The organism is Paenibacillus sp. JT31N11 (assembly GCF_056269285.1).
Map to the genome: position 1 here is coordinate 183994 of NZ_JBWDNQ010000013.1, position 25433 is coordinate 209426.

The 25433-nt window shown below is 53.5% G+C and carries 21 protein-coding genes and 1 other annotated feature; of the genes, 1 reads left to right on the top strand and 20 read right to left on the bottom strand.

Annotated features, from left to right (window positions below):
* Positions 1-15: 15 nt before the first annotated feature.
* The 17 genes from AC0YNV_RS31540 to AC0YNV_RS31620 form a co-directional block, all read right to left on the bottom strand.
* Positions 16-1122 (bottom strand): Gfo/Idh/MocA family protein, encoded by a 1107-nt coding sequence (locus tag AC0YNV_RS31540; protein WP_210039847.1) that lies wholly within the window; start codon positions 1120-1122, stop codon positions 16-18.
* Between the two features lie 34 nt (positions 1123-1156).
* Positions 1157-2245: a Gfo/Idh/MocA family protein gene (locus tag AC0YNV_RS31545; RefSeq protein ID WP_475771553.1), complete on the bottom strand. Its 1089-nt coding sequence runs from the start codon at positions 2243-2245 to the stop codon at positions 1157-1159.
* A gap of 124 nt (positions 2246-2369) precedes the next feature.
* The gene (locus AC0YNV_RS31550) at positions 2370-3203 is read right to left on the bottom strand and encodes a carbohydrate ABC transporter permease (protein ID WP_475771554.1); all 834 of its coding nucleotides are present in this window, start codon (positions 3201-3203) and stop codon (positions 2370-2372) included.
* Positions 3200-4069 (bottom strand): carbohydrate ABC transporter permease, encoded by an 870-nt coding sequence (locus AC0YNV_RS31555; RefSeq protein ID WP_210040007.1) that lies wholly within the window; start codon positions 4067-4069, stop codon positions 3200-3202. Before AC0YNV_RS31555 ends, AC0YNV_RS31550 begins: the two co-directional genes overlap by 4 nt.
* A 130-nt stretch (positions 4070-4199) precedes the next feature.
* Complete coding sequence (locus tag AC0YNV_RS31560; protein WP_475771555.1) at positions 4200-5582, bottom strand: ABC transporter substrate-binding protein; 1383 nt, start codon at positions 5580-5582, stop codon at positions 4200-4202.
* Positions 5583-5717: 135 nt separating this feature from the next.
* The gene (locus AC0YNV_RS31565; RefSeq protein ID WP_475771556.1) at positions 5718-7223 is read right to left on the bottom strand and encodes a response regulator transcription factor; all 1506 of its coding nucleotides are present in this window, start codon (positions 7221-7223) and stop codon (positions 5718-5720) included.
* Complete coding sequence (locus tag AC0YNV_RS31570; protein WP_475771557.1) at positions 7198-9042, bottom strand: sensor histidine kinase; 1845 nt, start codon at positions 9040-9042, stop codon at positions 7198-7200. The genes AC0YNV_RS31565 and AC0YNV_RS31570 overlap by 26 nt, the downstream gene beginning before the upstream one ends.
* A 158-nt stretch (positions 9043-9200) precedes the next feature.
* Positions 9201-9947, bottom strand: a complete 747-nt coding sequence (locus tag AC0YNV_RS31575) for an ABC transporter permease (protein ID WP_475771558.1) — start codon at positions 9945-9947, stop codon at positions 9201-9203.
* A gap of 1 nt (position 9948) precedes the next feature.
* Positions 9949-10662: an ABC transporter permease gene (locus AC0YNV_RS31580; RefSeq protein WP_475771559.1), complete on the bottom strand. Its 714-nt coding sequence runs from the start codon at positions 10660-10662 to the stop codon at positions 9949-9951.
* A complete protein-coding gene (locus AC0YNV_RS31585; protein WP_475771560.1) occupies positions 10659-11573 on the bottom strand; it encodes an ABC transporter ATP-binding protein in 915 nt (304 codons plus the stop codon). Before AC0YNV_RS31585 ends, AC0YNV_RS31580 begins: the two co-directional genes overlap by 4 nt.
* A gap of 70 nt (positions 11574-11643) precedes the next feature.
* Positions 11644-13041 carry a sensor histidine kinase gene (locus tag AC0YNV_RS31590; RefSeq protein ID WP_475771561.1) on the bottom strand — a complete coding sequence of 466 codons (1398 nt, stop codon included), beginning with the start codon at positions 13039-13041 and terminating at the stop codon, positions 11644-11646.
* On the bottom strand, positions 13038-13712 hold the full coding sequence (locus tag AC0YNV_RS31595; protein ID WP_475771562.1) for a response regulator transcription factor: 675 nt from the start codon (positions 13710-13712) through the stop codon (positions 13038-13040). Before AC0YNV_RS31595 ends, AC0YNV_RS31590 begins: the two co-directional genes overlap by 4 nt.
* Positions 13713-13870: 158 nt before the next feature.
* Positions 13871-14986 (bottom strand): Gfo/Idh/MocA family protein, encoded by a 1116-nt coding sequence (locus AC0YNV_RS31600; RefSeq protein ID WP_475771563.1) that lies wholly within the window; start codon positions 14984-14986, stop codon positions 13871-13873.
* Between the two features lie 63 nt (positions 14987-15049).
* Positions 15050-15511 (bottom strand): MaoC family dehydratase, encoded by a 462-nt coding sequence (locus tag AC0YNV_RS31605; protein ID WP_475771564.1) that lies wholly within the window; start codon positions 15509-15511, stop codon positions 15050-15052.
* Positions 15508-16665, bottom strand: coding sequence for a CaiB/BaiF CoA transferase family protein (locus tag AC0YNV_RS31610; protein WP_475771565.1), 1158 nt, complete (start codon positions 16663-16665; stop codon positions 15508-15510). Before AC0YNV_RS31610 ends, AC0YNV_RS31605 begins: the two co-directional genes overlap by 4 nt.
* Positions 16665-17825: an extracellular solute-binding protein gene (locus AC0YNV_RS31615; RefSeq protein ID WP_475771566.1), complete on the bottom strand. Its 1161-nt coding sequence runs from the start codon at positions 17823-17825 to the stop codon at positions 16665-16667. The genes AC0YNV_RS31610 and AC0YNV_RS31615 overlap by 1 nt, the downstream gene beginning before the upstream one ends.
* Positions 17826-18368: 543 nt before the next feature.
* The gene (locus AC0YNV_RS31620; protein WP_475771567.1) at positions 18369-18950 is read right to left on the bottom strand and encodes a TetR family transcriptional regulator; all 582 of its coding nucleotides are present in this window, start codon (positions 18948-18950) and stop codon (positions 18369-18371) included.
* 147 nt (positions 18951-19097) lie between these two features.
* Between AC0YNV_RS31620 and AC0YNV_RS31625 the strand changes: the two genes are divergently transcribed.
* Entirely contained in the window at positions 19098-19886 is a 789-nt protein-coding gene (locus AC0YNV_RS31625) for an SDR family NAD(P)-dependent oxidoreductase (protein WP_475771568.1), read from the top strand.
* A 121-nt stretch (positions 19887-20007) separates the two neighbouring features.
* On the opposite strand, the gene AC0YNV_RS31630 is transcribed toward AC0YNV_RS31625, so the two are convergent.
* The 3 genes from AC0YNV_RS31630 to AC0YNV_RS31640 form a co-directional block, all read right to left on the bottom strand.
* The gene (locus tag AC0YNV_RS31630) at positions 20008-20883 is read right to left on the bottom strand and encodes a CAP domain-containing protein (protein WP_475771569.1); all 876 of its coding nucleotides are present in this window, start codon (positions 20881-20883) and stop codon (positions 20008-20010) included.
* 400 nt (positions 20884-21283) lie between these two features.
* On the bottom strand, positions 21284-24046 hold the full coding sequence (gene ileS / locus AC0YNV_RS31635) for an isoleucine--tRNA ligase (protein WP_475771570.1): 2763 nt from the start codon (positions 24044-24046) through the stop codon (positions 21284-21286).
* 61 nt (positions 24047-24107) lie between these two features.
* Positions 24108-24362 (bottom strand) — a binding site (T-box leader).
* Between the two features lie 49 nt (positions 24363-24411).
* Positions 24412-25317 carry a TetR/AcrR family transcriptional regulator gene (locus tag AC0YNV_RS31640; protein WP_475771571.1) on the bottom strand — a complete coding sequence of 302 codons (906 nt, stop codon included), beginning with the start codon at positions 25315-25317 and terminating at the stop codon, positions 24412-24414.
* Between the last annotated feature and the right edge of the window lie 116 nt (positions 25318-25433).

The window sequence follows — 25433 nt, forward strand, 5'->3', positions numbered from 1 at the left end:
TATGGATGGATGATGCTATTTCATGAACATCGGATCTCCGTGCAGCGGCGGCAGCGGATGCGGACGAACAACCTCTCCGCCGCTCTCATAGGATTCAATGACGGCAAAGGTATATTCCAGAACGGCAAGCGCGTCTCTTCCATTGGCGCGAAGCTGGTCGAACGACACACGGTTGGACACATCCTCCAGGAACGCGTGAAGCCGGTTGTTGAATGTGCGGTTGAAATCATTGGTGCCGTAATCCGTCACGATGGCCTCAGGCTGAACGCTTATCGCCGGAATGCCCTTCTCCGCTTTCCAGTAGGAGATTTTCTCCACGCAATTCTCGATGCAGAAGGTACCCTTCGAGCCGGCAACCTCCAGGCTCCACCAGCCGCCAAGTCCGTATACCGCGTCTCCTCTCTGACTGAGCAGATAGCCTACGCCGCCATTAGCGAATTTCATATGAATGCTGTTGATCGATACCATAACGTCTCCCGCGCTGCGGCGGAAGCCAGGACGGTCGGAGAAGGTTTGAATATGCGTAATATCGCCGCAGAAATGACGCATAACGCTGAGCGGATGAGTCAGAAACGCTTTCATATGAAAATATGGATGGCCCTTGATCTTCGGCGATCCCGCAAGTCCATAATTCAGATCTCCCCCGTTGAAGCCCATCTTGGCCATGCAGTACACCAATTCGCCGATATCGCCGCTCTCCATGTATGCCTTGGCTTTTTCAGCCGGCGGGGTGAAATAGTGATTCAGATTGCAGCCCAGATACACCTTCTGCTTCTCGGCAAAAGCGACCAGTTCCCGCCCTTCGCGGATGTCGTGGCACAGCGGCTTCTCAACCAGAACATGCTTGCCGTATCCGATGGCTTCCATAGCCGGCTCAAAATGCCAGCTGCCGTTGTCGATGCCGCCTGTCGTTATATCGATCACTTCGATATCCGGCTCATTCTCCACCATATCCTTCAGGCTGTAATAAGCCTTTACGCCATGTTTCTCAGCTGCGGCATCGGCGCGCTCCTTCACCACATCACAGACTGCTACCAGATCAGCAAGCTCATCCTCTCTATAACAATTCGCATGGTTGTTGCCAATTCCATTCATCCCTACAATGCCAATTTTAACGGCCATTTTTCAGTTGCCTCCTATTTGGTTTTTTTGAGATCTACGCATTCTGGATGGCGTTATCGCTTAATGCGACACGGCGTCCTTCCCGCGACGATACATAAGTAGCCAGAACCATTCGCAGCGACATCATTCCATCCTCGGCAGTCGCCAGCGGAGCGCGCTCGCCGCGGAGAAATTCAGCCAGCGGCTTTGCCAGTCCGCGGATGCGGTGACTATGATTGTCTGGAGAAGGTATATCGCTTTCAATCCAGCCGCCGCTCCCGGCGCTGTATCGTTTCAAGCCTGCCGCGCCTGCGGTGCGGGCTACGTTGCAGCTGGGCACATCGCCGTAATTTTGGATAATGCTGCCTTTCTCGCAAATGATCTCCGTCGTATTCTCCGCCGCCGTGCAGGTGAAGGAGCAGCTCACCTCGGCTATCGGGCCGCCGGGATAGCGGAAAATAGCAATCCCGTTGTCATTCGGAATACGCGGATTATATAAGGACTCCAGTTCGGCGGTGACGGTCTCCGGCACACCCAGCAGCCAGTGAATAAAATCGATCGGGTGCGAGGAATCATCCGCCCAAATGTCGCGGTTAAGAGCGGGATTAACATGCCAGCTGTCGGCAAAATCCGGACTCAGCCCCATCGGCAGGCCGTGACGGCGGCGGACCATGAACACACGTCCAAGCTCGCCGCTCTGAAGCCACTCTTTCATCTGCATATTCTGAGGATCGACCCGCATCTGCCAGGCCAGTGTGAACGGAACCTTGCATGTCTGAACCGCATCCGCGATACGCTTGGCTTCATCCATCGTCAGCGCCATCGGCTTTTGAAGCACTATTGCTTTGCCGCTCGATGCCGCAAGCTCTGCAAGCCCGGCGTGCTTCGAGGTTTCCGAGCCGATCACCACCGCCTGGATATCGTCACGCTTCAATAATTCATCCGCATTCGCATAGACTTCTATCCCGAATGCGCTTCTTGCCGCTTCCAGTCTCGCAGGATCGTGATCCCAGCCCGCCAATACGCTTATCCCGTATTCCGGCTTCTTCCATTCCTCGCAGTACGCATGGACATGCCCATGGGCAAATCCGAGAATCCCTACACCAATCGGCTTGATTCTGCATCGCCTCCTTAGGTTCAACATGGATATGAGAACGGTTTCTTGTACTCATCATAATCAACCGCACTCCAAAAATCTTGGCGTATCGGGACAATAACTAATGCGATCGAGACCATTTGCAGCGCACATGGGTAAGCGCTTGCAGATTTTACCCTTTTACAGCGCCGGCAGTCATGCCCGCGACTATTTTCTTATTGAAGAAGATAAACAGAATGAGCGGCGGAATGGAGATCAGCACGATATCGGCAAACAGCAAATTCCAGGAGGACGTGAACCGGCTGGTAAAGTTATAAAGCGTCAGCTGCACCGTCGCATTGTCCGCCCCCGGGAAGAAATACAGGGGATTGACGAAATCATTGAACACGTTAATGGAGGTCAGGACCACAACCGTTGAGGTAACCGGCTTCAATAGCGGGAAAATAATATGGAAAAACAGGCGTATGCCGCCGCAGCCGTCGATAAAGGCGCTCTCGTCGATTTCTTTGGGCAGCGTGGCCACGAAGGCCTTGTATAGAATTGCCGAGAACGGAAAATGCAGCGCGACCTCGACCAGCGTAATGCCGGCCAATGTTTTGAACAGGCCGATCGAATCCAGCACCCAGATCGTCGGAACGATAGCTGGCGGAATCATCAGCCCGGCCAGCACGATGAAATTCAGCAGGGACGATCCCCTGCCCCCTTCCCTGCGCTGAAGCACAAAGCCGGCCATGGCGCTGACGAAGACGAGAATAACGATCGACAGTACCGTGAGCAGCGTACTGTTATAGAAGGCGCGCAGCAGCATATTGTCGGCAGCCGTGAGAACGGCTTTGTAATTGCTGAAAATTTCAAAGGATTTCGGCCAGGTCATCGACATCAGCGCCGCATCTTGCTGGTTTTTGAAGGAATTGATAATGACGAAGTAAAAGGGCACCCAGAATATAATCGTGGTCACCGCAACTGCAATAAAGCCGACGGAAATCCGTTTGGCACGTTCGCTCATAGGTCTACCTCGCTTTTGGTCAGAAACTTGTATAGCGGGAAAGCAAGCACCGATACCCCGATGAACAAGATGACATTCCCCGCCGTAGCAAGGCCGTAGAAGCCGGCCTGATACTGCTTGTAGATAATGGAGGCGATCAGGTCGGTGGTGAAGCCTGGCCCGCCCTTGGTCATCGCCCAGATCAGATCGAAGGTCCGCAGACCCCCGATAAAAGCCAGAATAATGACGGAGTTCATCGCCGGACGGGACAGGGGCAGTGTAATATGGCGGAAGGCCGCAAGATTGCTGCCGCCGTCGATTTTGAGCGCTTCATAGTAGACCTGGGGAATGGCCGTTATCCCGGCAATGAAGATGACGGTGGCGATTCCCACTCCCTTCCATACATCAACCAGGGCAACCGACAATAGAGCGATATGCGTGTTGCCGAGCCAGTCGGGACCTGTGATGCCAAGCGCGCCCAGCGCCACATTAATAATCCCCTGTGACGGATGCATCATCGTGGAGAAGGTAATCCCGACGGCGATGGTGCTGAGCAGCGTGGGGAAGAAAACAACGGAGCGCAAATAATTTTTGGCGATAATTCTTGAAGTCAGAAAAGCGCCTAGCAGCAAACCCAGCAGCACCTTCAATCCACAGGTGACCACCGCAAAGATCAGCGTGTTGCGAAACCCGATGCTGAGCGCCGTTTCGGAGAAGAAGGTGACGTAGTTGTCCATGCCGATAAATTCCCATTTCGTGAGCGTCCATCTCGTCGTGCTGAAGAAGAAGGACAGGAGCGTCGGCAGCAAATAGAAGGTAAAATAAATCACACCTGCAGGCAGCAGAAAAAAAAGATACGAATACATCCGCTTGGAGGCGGTATTCATCATGCGCTCATCCTTTCTCTTGGACAGTAGAAGCCGCCGGGAGGCCTTCCCTCGCGGCGCGCTCCGATTGAACAGACATACCCTGCAGCAGAAGTTGCAGGGTATTAATAGGTTTTAGCCTATGGCTTCATCACCAGCCGGGGAGCGCCAGCTGCTGCGCCTGCTTCTCGACATCCTTGTCGTAATCCTTGGCGCCCTGCGCCGCGGTGTTGATCCCGCTGCCTACAGCGACTGTAATACTTTCCAGGTTGGGGCCTTTGACCGGGGACAGAAATTCCAGCGCCGGCGCCGTTTTGCCTTCATCAAAGTAAGACTGCATTTCTTTAACCCCTGCATAGGTGTCTTCAGGAAGATCAATGCCGTTAATCAGATAGGGTCCGGATGCTTTGAGCTTGGATGACAGGACGGACTGGCCTTCAGGCGACAGGAAATATTCCGTCCACTTTTTGGCGGCTTCCAGATTCTTGCTGTCCTTGTTGAGATAGAGCGCGCTTGGCATCCACACCGTCAGACCATTGATGTCCGCGCTGTCGCTTGGCTCCGGGAACACGCCGATATCGTTGATTTTGTCAGGGAAGTTCTGGAAGATCGAGTCAAGCGCCGAGGTGAGCATCGGATAATGCACACCGTCGCCCTCCGCGAGCATTTTGAGCCCTGCATCATACGTGGTAGCCAGGAAATCTTTGTTCATATATCCGCGCTTGTATACGTCCTCGATTTTCTCGAAGCCTCTGAGCGCTGCCGGCGTGGTCGCATATTTGGCCTTGTTGGCCGTATAATCGTCCGCAAAAGATGCATTTTGCGACTGGACGTTGTAATAATCTCCGAGTATAAGCAGCTGGGAGGTCCAGGTGTCCTTGTAAGTGCCGATCACCGCCGTCTTGCCCGCCGCCTTGATCTTCTCATTGTTGGCCATAAATTCATCCCATGTGCGTGGAATCTCAAGTCCCAGGTCGGCATACACCTTCTTGTTGTACAGAACGGCGCCGACAACCGTCGTGCCGACCGGAACGCCAAACACCTTGCCGCTTGCCGTAACCGTCGTTTTGAAGGAGTCCAACACATCCGCCATGAAGGGTTCGCCGCTCAGATCGGCAAAGTTCTCCTCAGGGCTCAGCGCCTGCAGCAGCGATCCGGAATTGTACACCAGCAAATCGTCCATATCGCCTGTAGCCAGACGGGTTTTAACCAGATTGTCGCCCTCCGTGCCGTCCGGCTTGATATCGAATTCAATGGCAATGTTCAGTTTCTTCTCAGCCTCTGCCGCCACGACCTTGAGCGCATCAAGGGTCGTTCCGGTATTGCCGACCATCAGCGTTAATGTTACCTTCTTGGCGGCAGGCGCTTCCGCGCTGCTTCCGCCGCCTTCATCAGCTGCATTCGTACCGGCAGGCTTGCTGTTGCCAGGATTCTCATTGTTTGTCGTGCCGCTTGTTCCACAGCCGGTTGTCAGGATGATCATAAGCGAGATGCAGGCCGCAAAAATGGTCATGACGCTTCTTCTTTTTCGCATGCTTTTTTTGTCCTCCCTTTTTGTATGCGCATTCATGTATGAATGGCAGTCCGTATGAATTAAGTTTAGAGGGATTGCCATGCTCCGCCTACCTGTAGATTGGCTATTTTGGGAGGGTGATTTTGCTTTTCAGCCCTATTTCGTTCGTTTGGCGTAAGCCTGCGGCGATTCGCCCACGATTTTTTTGAACACATGACTGAAATGCTTCGCATCTTCATAACCGACCAGACCGCTCACATCCGAGAGCCGTTCCATCCCTTCGGTGAGCAGGATCTTCGCCTTGCCGATGCGGTAATGAATCAGATAGTCGGAGAAGGTGCAGCCAGTCTGATTCTTGAAGAGCTTGGACAAATAGCCAAGGCTGACATGATGATCCGCTGCAAACTGCTGCAGGCAGATATTATGCTGATAATGGCTGTGTATCCACTGCATGAGCAGAGGGATCATGCCTTTCGGCTTCATATCCTTGCTTTCCCGGCCTGGATGGAGATTCATAATTTTCGCGCTCAGCCATCCATTCAGCTCCTCGTAGCTTGTCAGCTCATTCAGACTCGACAGCAGCTCATCCTGCATCTTGGGCGGATCGACCCGGCCCTGCTGCGATAGGCGCCATTTGAACTGCAGGGAGTATAGCAAATCACGGATAAAACCTTGCAGCTGCCGCATGGTGATTTTTTTCCGCATCAGCTCCGCAGTAATTTTGTGGATCATTTCCGTTCCCCTGCGGAGGTCTCCCTGGCTGAACAGCGTTTCGATCATCCGCACCTTATCCCAGATGCCGCTGATATCCACGTCCATTGTCCGGGCATCGGGGGAAATGCAGGTCGGCATGCCGAGCCGCATATTTTCTTCCAGCCTCCGGTTCAGGAGGGCAAAGCATTTGCTGAGCCGCTCATTCCCGTTCTTGAAAACATAGCTGAGCTGAACACTCTCATCCATCCGCTGAAAAAGCGCGATCAGTCTGGATTCCATGCCGCATTTGCCGGAGTCGGCGGCAACCGGAACGAGGATGATTTTCCGCCGGGAATCCAGATCCAGACAATGAATATCCTCCTCCCGGACACTGCCGAAAACGATCTGGCTCCTCAGCTCGCTATTGCGGATACCGGTATCCTGCCAGCCTCTGTGCGCTCCCCAGTTTCCCAGCAGAAGCAGTGCCATCAAATATCCATGCCCATAGAACGGCGCAGCCATCTCTTCCTCCGCCGGACACGATGCGAACAGCATCCGGCTGATGGACCAGTTCATCCGCTCTTCCCGCTGTCTTTGCTCGTTCCGGATGCCGCTTATCGCTTTATCGATGCTCAAGTACAAGGCATCCTTCTTGACGGGCTTGAGCAAATAGTCCACAACGCCGATCTTCACCCCCTGCCGGGCATACTCGAATTCATCATGAACGCTCAGGATAATCCCTTTGACCGCGGGATCGGCTTTGCTCAGCTCGCTGATCAGTTCCAGTCCGTCCATCCCGGGCATATTGATATCGGTCAGAACCAGATGCGGCTGCGCCCTGGCTGCTCCAGCCAAAGCGTCCTCCCCGTTCTCGAAGGCAAAAATACGGTGCTCCTCTTCATAGCTCTGAAATAAGGTCTTCAATTCCTCCAGCGCCCAGCGCTCATCCTCGACGAGAAATATATTCATGCGCGTCCCTTCCCTTTCCATCTGCAGGTATAAGGTATGGAATTTCCAGCTTGACGGTTGTCCCTTCGCCTGGAAGGCTCATGATGTGTAATCCGTAATTCCCGCCATAAAATAATTGAATCCGCTGCTGAATGTTCAGTAAGCCGATTCCGCGTGTGTCGTGATCAAGCTCTCCCGACAGAATGGGGGTGCGCAGCATGCTGCGCAGCTCCTGTTGCTTCTCCTCGTCCATCCCCCTGCCGTTGTCCGTCACTTCGATCTGAAGCATTCCGCTGCTTCGGTGCGCCCGGAGTCTGATGACGCCTCCTGACTTCGTTTTGCCAAGACCGTGAATGATCGCATTCTCTATAAGCGGCTGAATTGTCAGCTTCAAGATGGATGCCTGCAGCAGCTCGTCGGGAATATCGCAGTGGAGCTCGAACCGGTCAAAGAATCGGTGCTGCTGGATGTTCATATAACAGCGGATATGCTCCAGCTCATCCTTGAGCGCAACAGGATGCTGCAGATTCTTCATGCTGTACTGGAACAATTCCGCCAGCGATTCCGACATTTCCGCCACTTCCTCAATCCCTTTGATGCGGCTGATGGATTTCATAATGTTCAAGGTATTGTACAGAAAATGCGGATTAATTTGGGCCTGCAGGGCCGATAATTGGGCATCCTTCTCCGCCAGACTGGACTGGTACGCTTCGTTGATCAAACGGGATATGCTGCCCAGCATATCGTTATAAATCCGGCTCAGGCGGCCGATTTCGTTATTGCTTCTGACCTCCATCCGCTGCGAGAAGTCGCCCTGCTCGACCCGGATCATCTTCTTCATCAGATTATGGAGCGGTATTGTAATGTGATAAGACAGAATATAGGAAACAAGCGCGATAATCATAACCGCCGCAAACCCCACCAGGATCAGAATCAGCTGTGTGCGCTTGATCTGGGCAAGCAGATACTCATTGGGGATCAATACAGCGGTTCTCCAGCCCGTATAGGCGGACCTGTCGATCGTATACAGATATTTCCGGCCGTTCCATGTCAGCTCCGAAGAAGCTTTCCCACCCGGCAGCATCGCAGCGCTCAGATTCTGCAGTGTGCCGCTTGTCAGCTCATTCTTGTTATCATATACGACCGTTCCTTCATCGTTTAGAATAAACACCCGCATATTCTTCTCCATCTCATTGCTGTCCGACTGGACCAGCATATCCCGGAATACATCGATGTTGATGTTGATTTTCATAAAGGCGATGCTGCTGCGCGAAGGAATGCGGTTGATGCTGCGGACAAAAGAAATGACCTTCGGCGATTCGATATCATGGATGTCCTCCACTACGGTGGGCAGTAGCAGAAATTTCTTCTTGTAGTCGTAATCATGCCCGGTATACCAGTCTTCTTTCTCCAGGCTGTCCGTCAGCTTCGGCCCGCTGGAGCGCGATACATAATAGGCATACCGGTCCAAAGTGAACAAGTATATGCTCTGCACCTTCGGCTGCGGATGCATCAGGGTGTAAAGCCTGCTCGACAGCGAAAGCTCGATGCGGTTTTGCTCCACCGGATTATCCGTCTCATAGTGATCGAGCAGATTGCGCTGCACGAGAGGATCCCCGAAAATCGAGACGGACATCGCCTCCATCTCGTGGATGTACAGCTCTACCGTGCGGCTGAACTGCTTCGTAATCGTGCTGGATAAGGCATAGGTTTGATTTTTGGTATCGCTTACATTTTTGAAATACAAAATGGTGCATGCCAGAAGCACCGTGAGCAGGAAAACGACAGAAAAGGTGATGAACATCTTGGTCTTCAACATCATATCGTTCCAACGCCGCATCCATGATCAACCCTCCCGCCGATTGTTGATCGTTATTATACAACAAGCTGCAGCTTGTTGCAGTAAGAAGTACGGGGTGATATTTATTGGCAGGAAATATCAAACAGACCCAAAAAAGCCACCCTAAAGCGGCTCAATTGGGTCTGTTTGAAGACCGGTCAGATTTCCTTGCGGTTCAAATAAATCAAGCCTGCCATGAAGAAGATCATAAAGCTGCCCAGAACCGTGATCATCACACTTTCATAAGGGATCATGAATCCACCAACGCCGCCTGAGCCGGAGCCGGAAGGCATCATCGCCAGCAGCGGCTGCGCCCATGGGTAGAAAGGGGCAAATCTAGCGGAATTGACGATCAGGATATTGGGAAGAGTGAGCATCACATTAATGACAAGAGGGGCAGCGAAGCTGGTCCAGGCAATCGATACCCCCAGCTGGGCGGCGGCAAGAGGCAGACATGCCACCCATCCTCCGATCACGCACCGCAGCAGTATGGACCAGGGAACCTCGGCTTCTATTCCATGATACAAGGCGGCAGCCAGTATGGCAGCCAGTAAGAGCAGCTGCACCACAGCCAGCATCAGTGCCACAACAACAAATTTTGCAAAGAACAGACCCGATCGCGATAATGGCAGCGACAGCATCAGCTTCCAGCCCCCAGCATGCTCATACCGGCAGACGGATGCGGAGATTATGCCGGTAAGGATAGGCAGCAGCAGCATGGCGTGGGGGACAGGTGTCATCCCCATTACTAGTGCCTGATAAGGAGCTCCGGCATCTTCGGCCCTGAAGGTGATCATGATTCCAATCAACGCGGAGATCAGCGGACTGAGCGGCAGCAGCAGCCAGATACGGGATTTGACCAGCTTCAGACGTTCCGTAGCCAGCGCTCTGAGGAAGGATGACATCTTACTCCACATCCTTTCTCTCGAAATGGAGACTGCCCGCAAACAAAAGAACAAATCCAAGCGCCAGTCCCGCACCGACAAACAGCAGCCGGTGAGGTCCCGTATACCCCAGAAGCGGCCAGCTGATGGGCGCCCATTCCGTAAAATACATAGAGAATAATGAAGCCACCGCCATCAATAACCCGATGGAAACCGGCAAAGCCTGATTCCGGAAGGTTAAGGTCATCCACAGAAAAAGCGCCAGTGCCGGGAATGAGGCGATAAACGGGAAGAAACACAGCTTTAACAGAGCGCCAACCGGGAAATCGTAACCGAACCCCAGCAGAACCCCAAGAATGAGCGTTCCAATTGCCAACAGCGCACAGGACAAGCTGAGTACAAGGAGCACGACGGCGAATTTGGCGGCGAATACCGCCGTTCTTGATATCGGCAGGGCAAGCAGCTGCTTCCACGAGCTCATGCCATGCTCGATATTCGCGGTAAGCGAGCAGATGAGCGTAATGCCCATGAACAGAGAGACCGGCACAAAGGCCAGAATATTATTCAGCAGTCCGCCCCAGAGATCATCCGCATGCTGCTTGGTGAGGTAATCATAACGAAGGCCAAAATTAACCGCCTGCATGGCGATCAGCCCTGCCGGTCCCACAACAGCGAGCAGCCAGATCCCTTTGCCGCGTATTTTCAACAGGTCAGCCGAGAACGCTTTGGCTATCATAATGTTCGAACCTCCCCCACAATTTGCAGGAAGAGATCTTCAAGCGATTTCTTTCTTTCCTCCACGCGGTATACGTCATGCTCCCGCTCCACCAGGCATCTGACCATCACTGCAACCGTATCGTCGCCTGCCTGCTCCATGACGATTCCGCTATCCGTGAGTCTGGCGCGCACGCCCTGCTCATGCATGGCCACCAGCGCCTTGTCCGGCTCCGACACCACCAGCGTAATCGCGCCCTTCGCCTGCTGCCGCAAATTCCCGATCGTGTCCTGGAAAACCAGCTCACCCTGCCGGATTATCCCGACAGTATTGACCATCTGCTCCACCTCGCTCAGCATATGGCTGGAGACCAGGACGGTAATCCCATGCTGCTTCGGCATGCTTTTGATCAATTCGCGGATTTCCAGTATCCCGGAAGGGTCCAGTCCATTCGTGGGCTCGTCCAGAATGAGCAGCTCCGGGCTGCCAAGCAGTGCGCTTGCGATTCCCAGGCGCTGCTTCATCCCGAGCGAAAATCCCTTGACCGGACGGGCCGACTCCTTCGTCAAACCGACAATTTCCAGCACCTCGGCTATTTTGGGTCCCGGAATATCCAATATGCGCCGCACCGCCTCCAAGTTGTGCACCGCGCTCAGATGCCCGTAATAGGAGGGATATTCAACAAGCGATCCCACCTTGCGCAGAATGCGTAGCCGCTCTTTCCGCAGCTCCAGACCGAACAGATTGACCGAGCCCTTCGTAGGTTTGATTAGTCCCAGCATCATTTTGATCGCGGTCGTTTTGCCTGCCCCGTTGGGCCCGAGAAAGCCGTAGATTTCCCCTCGGCCAATCTTCAAATTCAGGTTCGACACCGCGTAGCGCCCGCGGTATTTCTTGCATAGCCCATTTGTTTGGATCACCCATTGATTCATGTCTTTCACCTCTTAAACGATGATAGCGCATGAAGTTTAAAACAAAGGATCCCCTTAGTTTAAATTTGGTTTAAAAATTAGAATCCATTGTGCGGGGATAAATATATACCCGCGTGCCTACCGCAGAACCGGCCGTCTGGCGGCAAAGCCCCATCTCCCGGAGCAGATAATCGACAATGGCAAGGCCGATACCCGCCCCTTTGCCGGGGGAATCCGTATCCATTCCCTCACCCCGGTCGGCTATGACAAGGGCGAGCGTCCCATCATGCTCCTCCGTATAAATCCCGATATAGGCTCCACCGCCCGCATGTCTGACGACATTTTGGAACAGATTGTCCAATACCCGTCTGAAAGCTTCCTTGTCCACATTCCAGATCAGGGGCTGCTCCGGCAGCTGAACATCAGCATCAATTCCCTCTTTCTCCCAGTGGGGATACCAGGCAGCCGCGCTTTCCCGAACAAGCCGCAGCACATTCTGCCGCTCAGTTTGCAGCGTATATCGGCCGCTCGCCATAAGCGTGTAGGACAGCAGATTCTCGATCTGACTGCCCATATCGCCTATTTTGCCTTCAATTTGGCTCAATGCCATCTGAGCGGACTGACCGGGCACATCTCTGCGGAGCGAATAGATTTGGCTGCTTATAATCGTGAGCGGCGTTCTCAGGTCATGGGACAGATTGGAGATCAGGTGTTTGCGCAGCTCCTCTTCTTCCCTCTCCCGTTGGCGGCTGGCCCTCAGCTGGACCACCATTTCGTTAAAAGCGCCCTCAAGCTGACCGATTTCATCCTCCTTATGCTGCACAATGGGAAGAGGAAGACTATTGTCCGCCGGCAGCGCCATAGCGGATTGCAGGCCGAGCAGACGCACGCGGATCTGTCTGAAGAACAGCCAGGACAGCAGGATAAACAGGATGAACATCAGCACCATAAATCCGATCAAATAGGTTGTGCTATACCCTAAAGGAGCCGTATGCCGCAGCAGGGATCTTGGTAGTTGCAGCACCATGAACGCTTTTGCGCTGTCATCCTTGCCGAGAAGAGCTATTACGGTGAACGGATCCCGGTTAACGCTTTCCTTCATGAACCGGATAGCGGAAGACGCTGTCCAATGCAGGGGAAGCCCCGCCTGCTGCGGCAGCTGAAGCCGGGTGCCGCCGTCGACGTCCACCCAGAACAAGGATGCATCCGGATACTTCCCCTTTAACTCCTTCAGGCGCTGATCAATTTGATCGGCGCTCTGATTTGCCAGCATGGCAGCCTCTTGATGCCAGGCTGATTCCAGATCGGCTGCGCTTCCGTATTGAGACGTATTCGTATCGAGGCTGCGGGTTACCGGAGCCGAGATCACCAGGGCAAGGGAAGCCAGCGCGAACATCACTGGAATAAACAATAAGGCCAGCAGAACAATCAACAAATAACGGGACATTAGAGACCGGCGAAACCCGGCGCCGCTGCGCTTGTTCCTCACAGCCTCACCCGGTAGCCGATACCGCGCAGCGTTTCGATCACTTCGGGAGCGGCCGGATCGCGTTCAATGCGCTCGCGCAAATAACGAATGTGAACCATGAGCGTTTTGTCCCCATCGAAATACGTTTCCCCCCACACAGCTTCATAGATTTGTTCCTTGGTCATAATTTGCCCGAGATGGCGCAACAGGTAGGAGAAGATCTGAAACTGCTTGCCAGTCAGCAAAATCTCCTCTCCGGTCTCGGTGTTCTCGATCCTTTTCTCCTTTTCGTAGACTAGCAGATGCTTGATCGCCACAGGTTCCACAGGATGAGCGCCGGAGCGCCGGAGCAGCACTTCAATCCGCGCCACCAATTCATCGGGATGAAACGGCTTGGTCAAATAATCATCGGCGAACTGCAGGCCAGCAAGCTTGTCGTCTATCGCGGTCCGGGCCGACAGCATGAGGATGGGAATGCCCGGCTCCGCTTTCTTAAGCCGCTGTCCGACGGTGAAGCCGTCCAGTCCGGGCAGCATGACATCGAGAATGACAAGCCCGCAGCCCGGCGCCTCCTCCAGCGCTTTATCTCCGCTCTGCAGCCACTTCACGGCATAGCCGCATTCCTGCAAATGCCGGCTTGTCCAGCTGCCGATCTCCCGATCATCTTCGATATATAGAATTACTGCTTTCATATTTATTCTATCCTTTCGTCTGAACCTGCCAGAAACCATTTCCATTATAATATAACATGTGAGACCAACCGGCCATCATGCCGGATGGATCTATGATTTCAGGCAAAAGAAATAGCAGCCCGGCATGAATTCATGCGCTGGACTGCCATTGTTATTCGTTATGAGACGGAAGCGGCTATTTCCTGCAGATAGACCGGACGATTCTCCGCCATGGAGCGGTACGCCGCAAACATCATTTGCATCGTGACCAGATTATCCCTGACGCTGTTCTCCGGTTCGCGTTCTTCCTCGATGGCACAGAGCAATTCTCCCATCGTTCCCATGAAAGCATGCGGGAACCATAAACCTTCAAGCTTCGGCGCATACAAACGGCCTGGTTCAAGAAGCTTGCTGTAATAGCCTATCGTATCGCCCTGGCCGTTGGGGTAATTATAAAGCGCCCCGTTCGTCCCCTTGACGATTCCCTCCGTCCCTTCGAACCGGAACGTCGCATACCAGTCATCCTGAGGCATGCCGTTATTATGATTATCGTGGATAAGTCCGCGGGCGTCGCCGGGGAATTTGATATGAATCATCGTCCGCGTCTCTCCTGTGACCCCTTGTCCGGGGTATCTGGCCCCATCGGCATAAATATATTCCGGAATCATGCCCATTACGCTGCGGATCGAATCCAAATAATGAATGCTGTGATACATAATCTCCAGCGTTTCGATCCCGGCTATCCATGGCCAAATCTCCCATGGCGTATGGACATTCACCTGTATTGTCGCCTGCAGCGGAGCTCCGATCAATCCGCGACCGGTCAAATCCCTGCAAGCGCGGATGCCCGGCGCCCAGCGCATTTGCTGGTTGGAGGCGGCTTTGACCCCTGACCTGCCGCACAGCTCCACAATTTGCGAAGCGATTTGGTAGGATTCCGCCAGCGGCTTCTGACAGAGCAGATGCTTGCCGCTGGCAGCGGCGGCCCGGACCACATCCCATTGATATTTAGCGGGAACGGCGATGTCCACCACATCGATATCCGGGTCCTGTAGAAGCTGCTCCAGACTGTCGTAGACTTTGCCGATGCCATACCGCTGCGCAGCTTCTACCGCCCTGCTGCGATTAATATCATAGATTCCCGCCACACGGAAGCCAGCCAGCCGATATGCCGGAAGATGGGCATTCAATACGATGTCCCCGGCACCGACGATACCGATTCCGTAGTCCTTATTGCGCGGCAGCTTCGGCTTGTAATTCAGCTCTATTCCATCCGGCGATGGATGCTTGCTCATGAATGCGCGCTCCTTCCTCTGCTGGATCTGCTGTTATGGATAGGGAATAATTCTCTGGATCGTTTAAACAGGCTGCACCGCTTCCCCGTTCTTCCTGACCAGAAGCAGATGCTCGCAGACCAGCACAACCTCATCCCGCTGGTTCAAGACCTCGCACAGCTCGCTGACAATCCCTTCGGCGGTCCGTTTGGGGTGATCCTGCTTCTCCTTGATGGTGACCTTCACCCGAATGGTATCTCCGATAAACACCGGCTTGATAAAGCGCATCCGCTCATAGCCGTACGAGAAAGCCTCGGGATTGATGACCCCTGCGGTCATCCCGACTGCTACGCTGAATATCAGAGTGCCATGGGCCATGCGCTGCCCGAAGGGCTGGGTCTTGCACCACTCCGCATCCATATGATGCGGATAGAAATCCCCGGTTTGGCCTGCATGCATAATAATATCCGTCTCCGTAATCGTTCGTCCGCCGGTATGCCGCTCGGCGCCCAGCTCATACTGCTCATAATACACAGAGTTTATCATTGTATGCCCACGCCTCCAAATTCCCGTTTGATTTTATCATTATGCTGGCCGATTCTGGGAGATCCTACGTCGGATTGGTAGATTTGGCCGTCGATGCGGATGGGACAGCGTGTCGTGACCAGCTCTGCCCCGTTGTCCCTGTGGACATGCTGCGTCATCTGAAGCTCCTTGAAGGCTTCGTGCTCAAGCAGCCGTTCCCAGGTCAGCACATCGGAGCACCAATAATCGGCCGGCTCCAGCCTGCCCAGCCAATATGAGGTGCTTTCCTTCAGTAGATGCTCCCTCAGATGCGCCTTGATTTCATCTCTAGATGTGAACCAGGTTGCAGGATCGGAGTATTCCGCCAGCGGCTGACAATCCAGCAGAATGCCAAGGGTGATGATAGAGCCCATGGCAAGCGAAATATAGCCGTCTTTTGTCTTGTAGATGCCATAAGGCGCGCCCAGATACGCATGGGCATTGTTCACCGCGCTGCGCTGCGGGGCTTTGCCCCCATCGTTCAAATGCGTCGTCAGCACCTCGAATTGAAAATCAAGCGTCGATTCCAGCAGGCTGACCTCCACCAGTCCGCCATGGCCCGTTATGCCCCGCCGTACCAGACAGGCCAATATCCCTTGGACAAGATGTCCGCCAGCCATCATATCGGCAACCGCCAGACCGAACGGGACAGGAGGCTGATCGGCATCGCCGTTGAGCCAAGCCAGACCCGACAGCGATTGAACGAGCAGATCCTGACCCGGCTTGTTCACCCAGGGGCCGCTCCGGCCATAACCCGTAACCACGCCATAGACCAGACGCGGGTTCCACTCCCTGACCGTCTCATAGGAGAGGCCAATCTTCTCCATCACGCCCGGACGGAAATTCTGAACCATCACATCCGCTTTCTCAATCAATGAACGGACGAATTTTAGATCTTCCGGATCCTTCAAATTCGCGGATACGCTCTCTTTATTGCGGTTAATGGAATGAAACAGCGTGCTGTCGCCGTCCAGCTCCAGATTGGAGATATACAGCCGTCTGCATAAATCCCCGCCATCGGGGCGTTCCACCTTGATCACCCTCGCGCCCAGATCGGCAAAACGCAGCGCGGCCGACGGACCGGATAAAAATTGACTGAAATCGAGCACCAGCAAGCCCTCGAGCGGTTTAAACATTATGAGTGCTCCCCCTGTCTTTTTTGCGAATCCCGGTACAGCCTGTTCATCTTCTCCAATATCGCGGCCGCATTGCCGCCATTCATCATGTAATCCCGGACATCGTCGCCGGCATGATCCTGAAACGCCAGATAGCCGTTATAACGCGGACGCACGAATGCCCGGTCAAGGGCCGGAAGCGTCTGTCCAAAATAATTCAGGCAACGCTTGTTGTTGTCCTCATCCAGCCATGCCGAGCGGTGCCCGGGCTGCCCGCCGCTCTCGGCAAACAGCGTACGCTGCGTCAGCGGATCTGCGGCAAAAGCCGCGTAAGCCAGCGCATGCTCCTTATGCCTGGTGCTGCTGGACACGGCAAGTCCGGTCCCGCCAAGCGTCGACTGCAGCCGCTTCCCCTCGTATTCGGCCAGATCCCCGAACTCCAGCAGATTGGCCGCATAGCCGCGGCGCGAATAATTGGAATACCCATAGGCAAAAGGGCAATACGCCAATTCGGTCCCGTGCGCTGCCATGGCTTCGTAAGTTGCAATCGGATTTCGCCCAAAGATTTCCCCGCTGCAAAGCGCTGCAAGCTCCCGCAGCTTATCCAGCGCCAAAATTCCGGTATCCTGGCTCACAATGTATTCCTTATCCAGAAAAGGAGTCTCCCCCAGTGCCAGGCAGAACATATAAAAATTCATCAGGCTGTCAATGGCGATAGCGGGAAAAGCAACCTTCCCGGTCCCGGCAAGCGCAAGCACATCCTCCCAGGTTTCAGGTACGCCGATATCCCATGCCTCGAGCAGATCCGGCCGCCAGGACGCTACCGGGGTTGCCGCATCAATGGCCAAAGCAGTCTGCCGATCATGGAACTGATAGCTGGCATGCGAAGCGCCGACCGTGCCTTCCGCCTGATCCTGCATATAAGCAGCCGACAGGGTCAGATTGAGCGGAAGAAGCACACCCTGCTCCGCTGCATAGCCGGCCCAGGGATGATCAATGACCAAGAGATCATAAGCGTCCACCAGCTGCTGCAGGGGCATATCGGCAAACTGCTGCAGGGATCTCTTTTCCCATTGGATCTGAACCTCCGGGTGGAGCTCCGAATAGCGCTGGCTGGTTGCAACCATAGGCAGGTAGCCGCGTGTATGGTTCCATGTCATTCCTTTTAGCAGAATACTCAATTGTTTGCTCTCCCTTTTTTGGTATTATGGTAGTACCAATAATATGAATAACTTCTTAAATAAAAATAAGACATAAACCGATTTCATAAATGAAGTTCAATGGCTGACAATAATAAACTTGCGGTAGTACCACAATACCAGATTAACAAAAGCGGCGGGAAATGACAATTGATTTTTATGCGGATGCGTGTAAATTTCAGGGGTGCCTGTGGGGACAGATTCACTTATCTCTTGGAGTTCGCGCAGTTCGGGCTTGCATTCCCTCTTTCCCTGTTGAAACGCGGAATTGGAGGTTCTTTTATGTGGAAATCGGGGCTTTCCAACTTGTGAGGCACTTAAGGCAGCTCCTTGCTTCGCCGCTTGAGCTTTGGATGCGCCTGCAAAACGTTTGAAGCAATCGCCGACGACTAGTTTAAACGGTTTCGAGAAATAATAGGGTTTAGGATGAAATACGCCCTGCGGCCTGTATAAGTTATCAGGACGATGCAGCGCTATCCACCGCCAAGCTTGCTTGTCAAGAATAGCCTCGGATCGCCTTGGTTGTCAGCTGCGCGTTTCCTCATTACCTTGAGCGATTAGCCTGACAGCCTCGGCGATCGCGTTTCGCAGCGCAGCCGGGTCCTTCGCGGCATCCGGATCAAGCGATGGGCCAAAGGGGTTCGCCGGCGTCCAGGCTGTGGCGAGCGTCATGATGGCGGTCAGCAGGAAGCCCGGGGGAAAAGTCGTTCCCACCTGACCGGCGCTTTGCGCCTTCAGCAATGCCGCAACTTTGGCGTCGTGAACGGCCACGCGTACGGAAGGGCTATCCGCCTTCTGTTCCAGGCTGAACCATGCCATCAGACGCATCAAATCGGGCTGCTTCATCGTGAAATCGAACACGCGCGCCGCGTAACCGGCGAGATCGTCAGGCGTGAAGGTTAGCTCCTCGTAGACGCGCGCGAGGTGCTTCTGAAGGATTGTGGTGAAGAGCGTTTCCTTATTTTCAAAGTAGATATAGATCATATTCTTGTTGCATCCGGCGTTCTTGGCGATGCGGTCGACCCGCGCCCCTGCAATGCCATAGGCGGAGAACTCCGCCATAGCAGCCTCCAGTATCCGTTCTCTGGTCGCTTCGGCGTTTCGCATGACTGTTCCTCCTTGTTTCTTGCATTTTGGCTACAAATATATCATGACCATAATAATTTGACAAACCGGTCAGTTAGGTTTATATTATATCTAACCAGTTAGTCAATTATCAATGAACTGGCATCTTACAGAAAGAAGGAATGCGTAATGACACAGCAAACTTCCGGGAAAGCAACCCATTCAAGCGCCAAGATCGCCATCGTAACAGGCGGAAGCCGCGGCCTGGGCCGCAGCACCGTGCTGAGCCTCGCCAAGCGTGGCATCGATTCGATCTTCACCTACCATTCCAATCAGGCTGAAGCCGGGAAGGTCGTCGGCCTGGTTCGCGAGACGGGGCAAAAGGCCATCGCCCTGCAGCTCGACACCGGCAATGTCGGCTCCTTCGATCCGTTCGTGCAGAGTGTGCGCGAGGCCCTCACAGAGCTGGGTGCGGAGCGCTTCGACTACCTCGTCAATAACGCCGGCACCTCTCACCACAACACATTCGACCAAACGACCGAGGAAGAGCTGGACAGTCTATATGACATCCACTTCAAGGGCGTATTCTTCCTGACGCAAAAGCTCCTTCCGCTTATCAACGATGGCGGGCGTATCGTGAACATCTCGACGGGCCTGACCCGCATCATCACGCCGGGGAGCGGCGCCTACGCATCCATGAAGGGCGCAATCGAGATTCTGACCAAGTATCAGGCAAAAGAGCTTGGCGCACGCGGGATCGCGGTCAATACGGTCGCCCCCGGAGCCATCGCGACCGATTTCAGCGGCGGCATGGTCCGCGATAATCCCGACCTGAACAAACGCGTCGCGGAGATGACAGCGCTCGGCCGGGTTGGACAACCCGATGACATCGGGCCGATGATCGCCTCGCTTCTTTCCGATGAGAACAGCTGGATCAACGCACAGCGCATCGAGGTCTCGGGCGGCATGTCGATCTAAACCCAAAGGCTTCATGACCTATTCTTTCCTTAACATCAAACAGCACTCCACATCCATGCGTGGAGTGCTGTTTGATGTTGGAGGCAGCGTTATGCACAGCCCAATTAAGGGTAAAGACTGATTATCCGGTAAACTCCTGGACCCATTCATTGTTATAAAAGGCGATGCCGATTTGGGTATAGCTCTTATTCAGTATGTTGGCTTTATGCCCCGGACTATTCATCCAATCCTTCATAACCTGGGTCGGGGTGGTCTGACCATTTGCGATATTTTCGCCTGCTGAATTATACGTGATCCCGAATTCCTTCATCATATCGAATGGGGATCCATGCGTAGGAGAATTATGATCAAAGTAATGGTTATTGTACATATCCTGTGCTTTGACCATGGCCATATTCGACAATTCGCTGCTCATACTCAGTGAACCCAGTCCTGCTTTGGATCTTTCCTGATTGACAAGCTCCAGAACCTGCTGTGCGAATTGCGATGAATCCGTTTTGCTTTCGGGCGCCTGTCCTGCCGGTCCGGTCGGCACTTGATTTCCCGGACTTTCTGTGCCCGTATGATCTGCCGGGTTCCCCGTTGGTGTTTGCTCACCTGTATTTCCGGTCGGAGTCTGGGTTCCAGTATTGCCTGTCGGCATCTGGTTGGCCGGATTCCCTGCCGGTACGCCGTTTGGATTCCCTGTAGGCATCTGTTCCCTTGCGTCTGCAGGTGCCTGATTAGCCGGGTTTCCAGCCGGAGTCCCAATCAGATCCAATAAATCGGAAGCAATTCCATTTGGCGCTTCCTTGGTGGTGACAGACGGTTGATTTGCACTGGACCCCACTGATGTAGCTGTTGATGATGCCTTTGTTACGGTAGTTGCCGGAGCAGCGGTATGCGTATGAGTTAGAATTCGTGTCTGCTTGGGAACCGATTGCTTATGGGCCACATTGTTGTTGGCTGTACAGCCCGTTACCAGCAATAACACGGCAAATACAATAAACTTGATCACTTTCCAACCTCCCTGGTTCGTTTAATGAGATGTTAACAAGTTTAAGGTTCACTGCGGATGTGCTAATTATTCCTCGTAGTCCCTCCCTCAATAATCCTTTTCCAATGCCTCAAAGACCCATCATCATCGCCAAGCTTGACAGAATGCTGTCTATAGGACGATGTCGATTTCTCAATGAGCAGCAGAGGAATGCAAGCAATTCAGGAGTAGCTGGCGTAGCCGGAAAAGGGCTTTTGGCTTCTAAGGAATTCTGTGCTTATCGTGGAATAGGCTGAAGAAAATGTTGGCAAGCGCCAATTAATCATGGATATTAAAAAAACCGTCCTCCAATGGGGACGGTTTTTTTGCTTATTATTTATCTGTGAAGCCGACCTCTCAAGACTGGAACGAACATGTTTTTTTACGACAGCTTCTTCATGACAGCCGCACAGCGCGGACATAAGGTGGGATGATCGGCATCCAGGCCAACCAGAGGCGTGACATTCCAGCAGCGCTCGCATTTTTCCCCTTCGGCCACAACCACCTTCACCGGAAGCTGTTGGCTTGCCTGCGCCTCATCCGGAACCGGAGTGCCAGGGGGATGCACCTGTACCGCTGATACGATGAAGAGCTGCTCCAGCTGCTGGAATTCCTGAAGCCGCGCATAATCTTCTTCACCCGGATAGAGATGTACGGCGGCACTCAATGAATTGCCGATGACTTTGGCTTTGCGCGCATCCTCCAATGCTTTGAGTACATCATCACGCAGCCCGATGAACCGCTCCCACTTGGTCTCCAGCGCCTGATCGAACAAGCCAGCATCCACAGCGGGCAGGTCGGCCAGCTGCACGCTCGGCAGCTCCGTACCCGGGATGTAGGTCCATGCCTCATCGGCCGTATGGGGCAGGATTGGCGCAATCAGCTTCGTGATGGCGGTAAGAGCCTCATACAGCACAGTTTGCGCTGCCCGCCTGGAGACGTCATCCGGCGCATCGGCATAAAGACGGTCTTTCAGGATATCCAGATAGAATGCACTCAGATCGACCGCGCAGAAATGATGGACCGATTGGTAAACCAGGTGGAACTCATAGGCGTCATATGCCTTCGTCACCCGCTCAATCGTCCGGTGCAGCCGCAGCAGCGCGAAACGGTCCAGCTCGCTCAGCCGCTCTACAGGAACCCGGTGCCTGGCAGGATCATAATCGAACAGATTGCCGAGCAGAAACCGCAGAGTATTGCGGATTTTCCGGTAGACCTCCGTCGTTTGGCCCAGAATGTTATCCGAAATTCTGACATCGGACTGATAGTCCGCAGAAGAAACCCACAGACGGAGAATATCCGCACCCAGCTTGTCGCACACTTGATTGGGATCAACGGTATTGCCAAGCGATTTGGACATTTTACGTCCCTCGCCGTCCAGCGTGAAGCCATGGCTGAGCACGGCCTTGTATGGAGCCTGCCCTTTCACTGCGGTTCCCGTGATCAAAGAGGAGTTAAACCAGCCGCGGTATTGATCGGAGCCCTCCAGATAAAGATCCGCCGGCCACTGCAGATCCTCCCGTGAATCCAGCACAGCGACATGGCTGGAGCCGGAATCAAACCATACATCCATAATGTCCGTTTCCTTGCGGAATTGATCATGTCCGCATTTGGAGCAAGCGGTACCTGCCGGAAGCAGCTCCGTCTCATTGCGCTGAAACCAGCTGTTGGAGCCTTCCTGCTCGAATATTCCCGCCACATGCTCGATGGTCTCTCCATTCACAAGCGGCTCATTGCAGCTGCGGCAGTAAAAAATCGGAATGGGAACGCCCCATGCCCGCTGCCTGGAAATACACCAGTCGCCGCGGTCGGCAATCATATTATGCAGCCGAATTTCCCCCCATTCCGGTGTCCAGGCTACGCGCTTGATCTCATCCAGCATCTGCTGGCGGAAACCGTCCACGGAAGCGAACCACTGCTCGGTGGCCCGGAAGATCACAGGCTTCTTCGTTCGCCAATCATGCGGATAGGGATGTGTAATGGTATTCTGATGCAGCAGATGGCCAGATTCCTCCAGCATCTGCGTGACCAGTTTGCCGCCCTTCTCATAGAACATGCCTTCGAATCCCGGTGCTTCCGCGGTGAAATGCCCCTGATCGTCCACCGGACAGAGCACACCCAGATTATATTTCTGCCCGATCATAAAGTCGTCCTCCCCGTGTCCCGGGGCGGTGTGAACGCAGCCTGTTCCTGCTTCAAGCGTGACATGACCGCCAGTCATCACAAGCGAAGTTCGATCGTAGAAGGGATGCTGGCACAGCACGCCCTCAAGCTCGCTTCCCTTGAAGGACGAGAGCGTATTAACGCCCTCCCAGCCGACTTCCCGCGAGACGGTTTCCAGCAGCCCTCCGGCAACCACGAATTTCTTCCCGCCCGTTTCAACCAAAACATAGTCAAAGTCCGGGTTCAGGGAAATGCCAAGGTTAGCCGGCAGCGTCCAGGGGGTTGTCGTCCAGATGACGATCGAGGAATCCGGCGGAAGCTTCCCCTTCCCGTCCTTCACGTCGAAAGCAACGTATACGGAGGTTGAAGTCTTATCCTGGTATTCAATCTCCGCTTCCGCCAGCGCGCTCTCCGAGGACGGGGACCAGTAAACCGGCTTCAAGCCTTTATAGATGTAGCCCTTGTTCACCATTCCGCCGAACACGCGGATTTGCTGTGCCTCATACTTGGGCTGAAGCGTAATATACGGGTTGCTCCAGTCGCCACGGATACCCAGCCGCTTGAACTGCACCTTCTGCTTCTCCACCCACTCCAGGGCATACTCTTTGCAATAATCACGGAACTCAGAGACCGTCATTTTCTTGCGGTCCACCTTGCCGCCGTTGGCAATCGCCTGCTCGATAGGCAGCCCATGCGTGTCCCAGCCGGGAACAAAAGGGGCATCGAAGCCCTGCATCGTCTTGAAGCGGACAATCATATCCTTCAAAATCTTGTTCATCGCATGGCCGATATGGATGTTGCCATTGGCATACGGCGGTCCGTCATGCAAAATAAATTTCGGCTTGCCCCTGCGGCTGCTGCGCACCTGGGCATAAATATCCTGCTCTTCCCACTGCTGCTGCAGTTTGGGCTCTGCCTGCGGCAGATTGCCGCGCATGGGAAAATCGGTTTGCAGCAGGTTCAACGTTTTTCCATAATCCATCCGTCTCACTCCTTGTCGGTGTTTAGGTAAATAAATATAAAAAAGACCTCTCATCCCTGAAAAAAGGGACGAGAAGTCTCGCGGTACCACCCTGATTAAGCCTGGCGCCTGTGGCATGTCAGGAACATACCGGCAGCGCCAATGCTTCGCTCTGGTGATCGTTAACGGGATCTGCCGATACTCTCTAAGCCTGTATAAGGTTCAAGAGATACTCAAGGGTGATTTTCCAACGGCGGTTGAAGTCCGGGCTTTCACCAAATCCCCGGCTCGCTGGCTGCAACCTGTGCCTTGTACTCGTCCCTGTCATCGCTTTGGTCGTCATTTTGCTTATTGTGAAGTAGTATAGCGGATAACCGGATCCTTAGTCAACCAATCCCGTCCAGCTTATGCCTGTACCTGATCAGATGCCTGTTCAGCTGCCAAACAAAGTATTTGAGCTCATGCTCCTGCTCCAGCAGTACGAGCAGCGCCTGCATCACGACCAGTTTGGGTCGTTCCTGCCTGAATTCATCCTGAAGCGCCTCAACCGCCTCTTTCAGCTGCGTTCTTTTTGCATTGGTGACGGACAGCTCCTTCACGGTTGTCAGCAGCACCGCCAGCAGAGCGTTCCGATGATCGTCAGCAGAGACCGCAATCCCTTCCATGCCGCATTTCACGCATTCATTCATCAGCGAGTCGCTTAATACCGGAAGCGGTTTCTTTTGCAGGATGCTCGCAGCCATTTCCTCAATGCGGTCTACAATGAAAGAGGTGATATCTCTGATAATCAGCGGTTTATCCTCGAAGACCAGCAGGAAGATATATTCCCGTACAATGCCGTTATACATAACGACCAGATCCCATATGTTCGGAATGATTTCGTCACCCACCAGCCTGATCAAGCCTTCCTTATGGAAGTTAAGCAAGCTGGATTTCAACTGCAGGAAGAACGTCGTCATTTGCCCGTCGGACTTCGTCAGCTCTTTGATTTCCTGCATAATAAACCGGTTGACCATAAAAAACTCAAATTGAATTTCCGTTTCCCGGATAAAAACCTCGCGCGGGGAAAGCTCCGAATGCTCTCTGATAGTCTCAAGCTGCTCACGCAGATTTTGTATACGGCTCACATGAACTTCCCTGAATAAATCCTCTTTGGACTGAAAGTATTTATATAAAGAACCTTTGGCGATTCCACAATCATCGGAAATGTCCTGGATCGATGTTGCCAGATATCCTTTTTCCGAGAAATGACGAACAGCGGACTCAATAATTCTGTCCTTGATAAGGCTCACTTTACTCCCTCTTTTCAAAAAAATGATTTGACTTTCACAAGAATATCGGTAAAATTAAGCCTACCGTGACCGATAGGTTTTTTATAAAAACCATAAGTCAATAATAGGAGGTTATT

Bases quoted from the DNA above. Each gene is read 5' to 3' on its own strand.
- AC0YNV_RS31540 (WP_210039847.1), bottom strand. From the start codon at position 1,122: ATGGCCGTTAAAATTGGCATTGTAGGGATGAATGGAATTGGCAACAAC.
- AC0YNV_RS31545 (WP_475771553.1), bottom strand. From the start codon at position 2,245: ATGTTGAACCTAAGGAGGCGATGCAGAATCAAGCCGATTGGTGTAGGG.
- AC0YNV_RS31550 (WP_475771554.1), bottom strand. From the start codon at position 3,203: ATGAGCGAACGTGCCAAACGGATTTCCGTCGGCTTTATTGCAGTTGCG.
- AC0YNV_RS31555 (WP_210040007.1), bottom strand. From the start codon at position 4,069: ATGAATACCGCCTCCAAGCGGATGTATTCGTATCTTTTTTTTCTGCTG.
- AC0YNV_RS31560 (WP_475771555.1), bottom strand. From the start codon at position 5,582: ATGCGAAAAAGAAGAAGCGTCATGACCATTTTTGCGGCCTGCATCTCG.
- AC0YNV_RS31565 (WP_475771556.1), bottom strand. From the start codon at position 7,223: ATGAATATATTTCTCGTCGAGGATGAGCGCTGGGCGCTGGAGGAATTG.
- AC0YNV_RS31570 (WP_475771557.1), bottom strand. From the start codon at position 9,042: ATGCGGCGTTGGAACGATATGATGTTGAAGACCAAGATGTTCATCACC.
- AC0YNV_RS31575 (WP_475771558.1), bottom strand. From the start codon at position 9,947: ATGTCATCCTTCCTCAGAGCGCTGGCTACGGAACGTCTGAAGCTGGTC.
- AC0YNV_RS31580 (WP_475771559.1), bottom strand. From the start codon at position 10,662: ATGATAGCCAAAGCGTTCTCGGCTGACCTGTTGAAAATACGCGGCAAA.
- AC0YNV_RS31585 (WP_475771560.1), bottom strand. From the start codon at position 11,573: ATGAATCAATGGGTGATCCAAACAAATGGGCTATGCAAGAAATACCGC.
- AC0YNV_RS31595 (WP_475771562.1), bottom strand. From the start codon at position 13,712: ATGAAAGCAGTAATTCTATATATCGAAGATGATCGGGAGATCGGCAGC.
- AC0YNV_RS31600 (WP_475771563.1), bottom strand. From the start codon at position 14,986: ATGAGCAAGCATCCATCGCCGGATGGAATAGAGCTGAATTACAAGCCG.
- AC0YNV_RS31605 (WP_475771564.1), bottom strand. From the start codon at position 15,511: ATGATAAACTCTGTGTATTATGAGCAGTATGAGCTGGGCGCCGAGCGG.
- AC0YNV_RS31610 (WP_475771565.1), bottom strand. From the start codon at position 16,665: ATGTTTAAACCGCTCGAGGGCTTGCTGGTGCTCGATTTCAGTCAATTT.
- AC0YNV_RS31620 (WP_475771567.1), bottom strand. From the start codon at position 18,950: ATGCGAAACGCCGAAGCGACCAGAGAACGGATACTGGAGGCTGCTATG.
- AC0YNV_RS31625 (WP_475771568.1), top strand. From the start codon at position 19,098: ATGACACAGCAAACTTCCGGGAAAGCAACCCATTCAAGCGCCAAGATC.
- ileS (WP_475771570.1), bottom strand. From the start codon at position 24,046: ATGGATTATGGAAAAACGTTGAACCTGCTGCAAACCGATTTTCCCATG.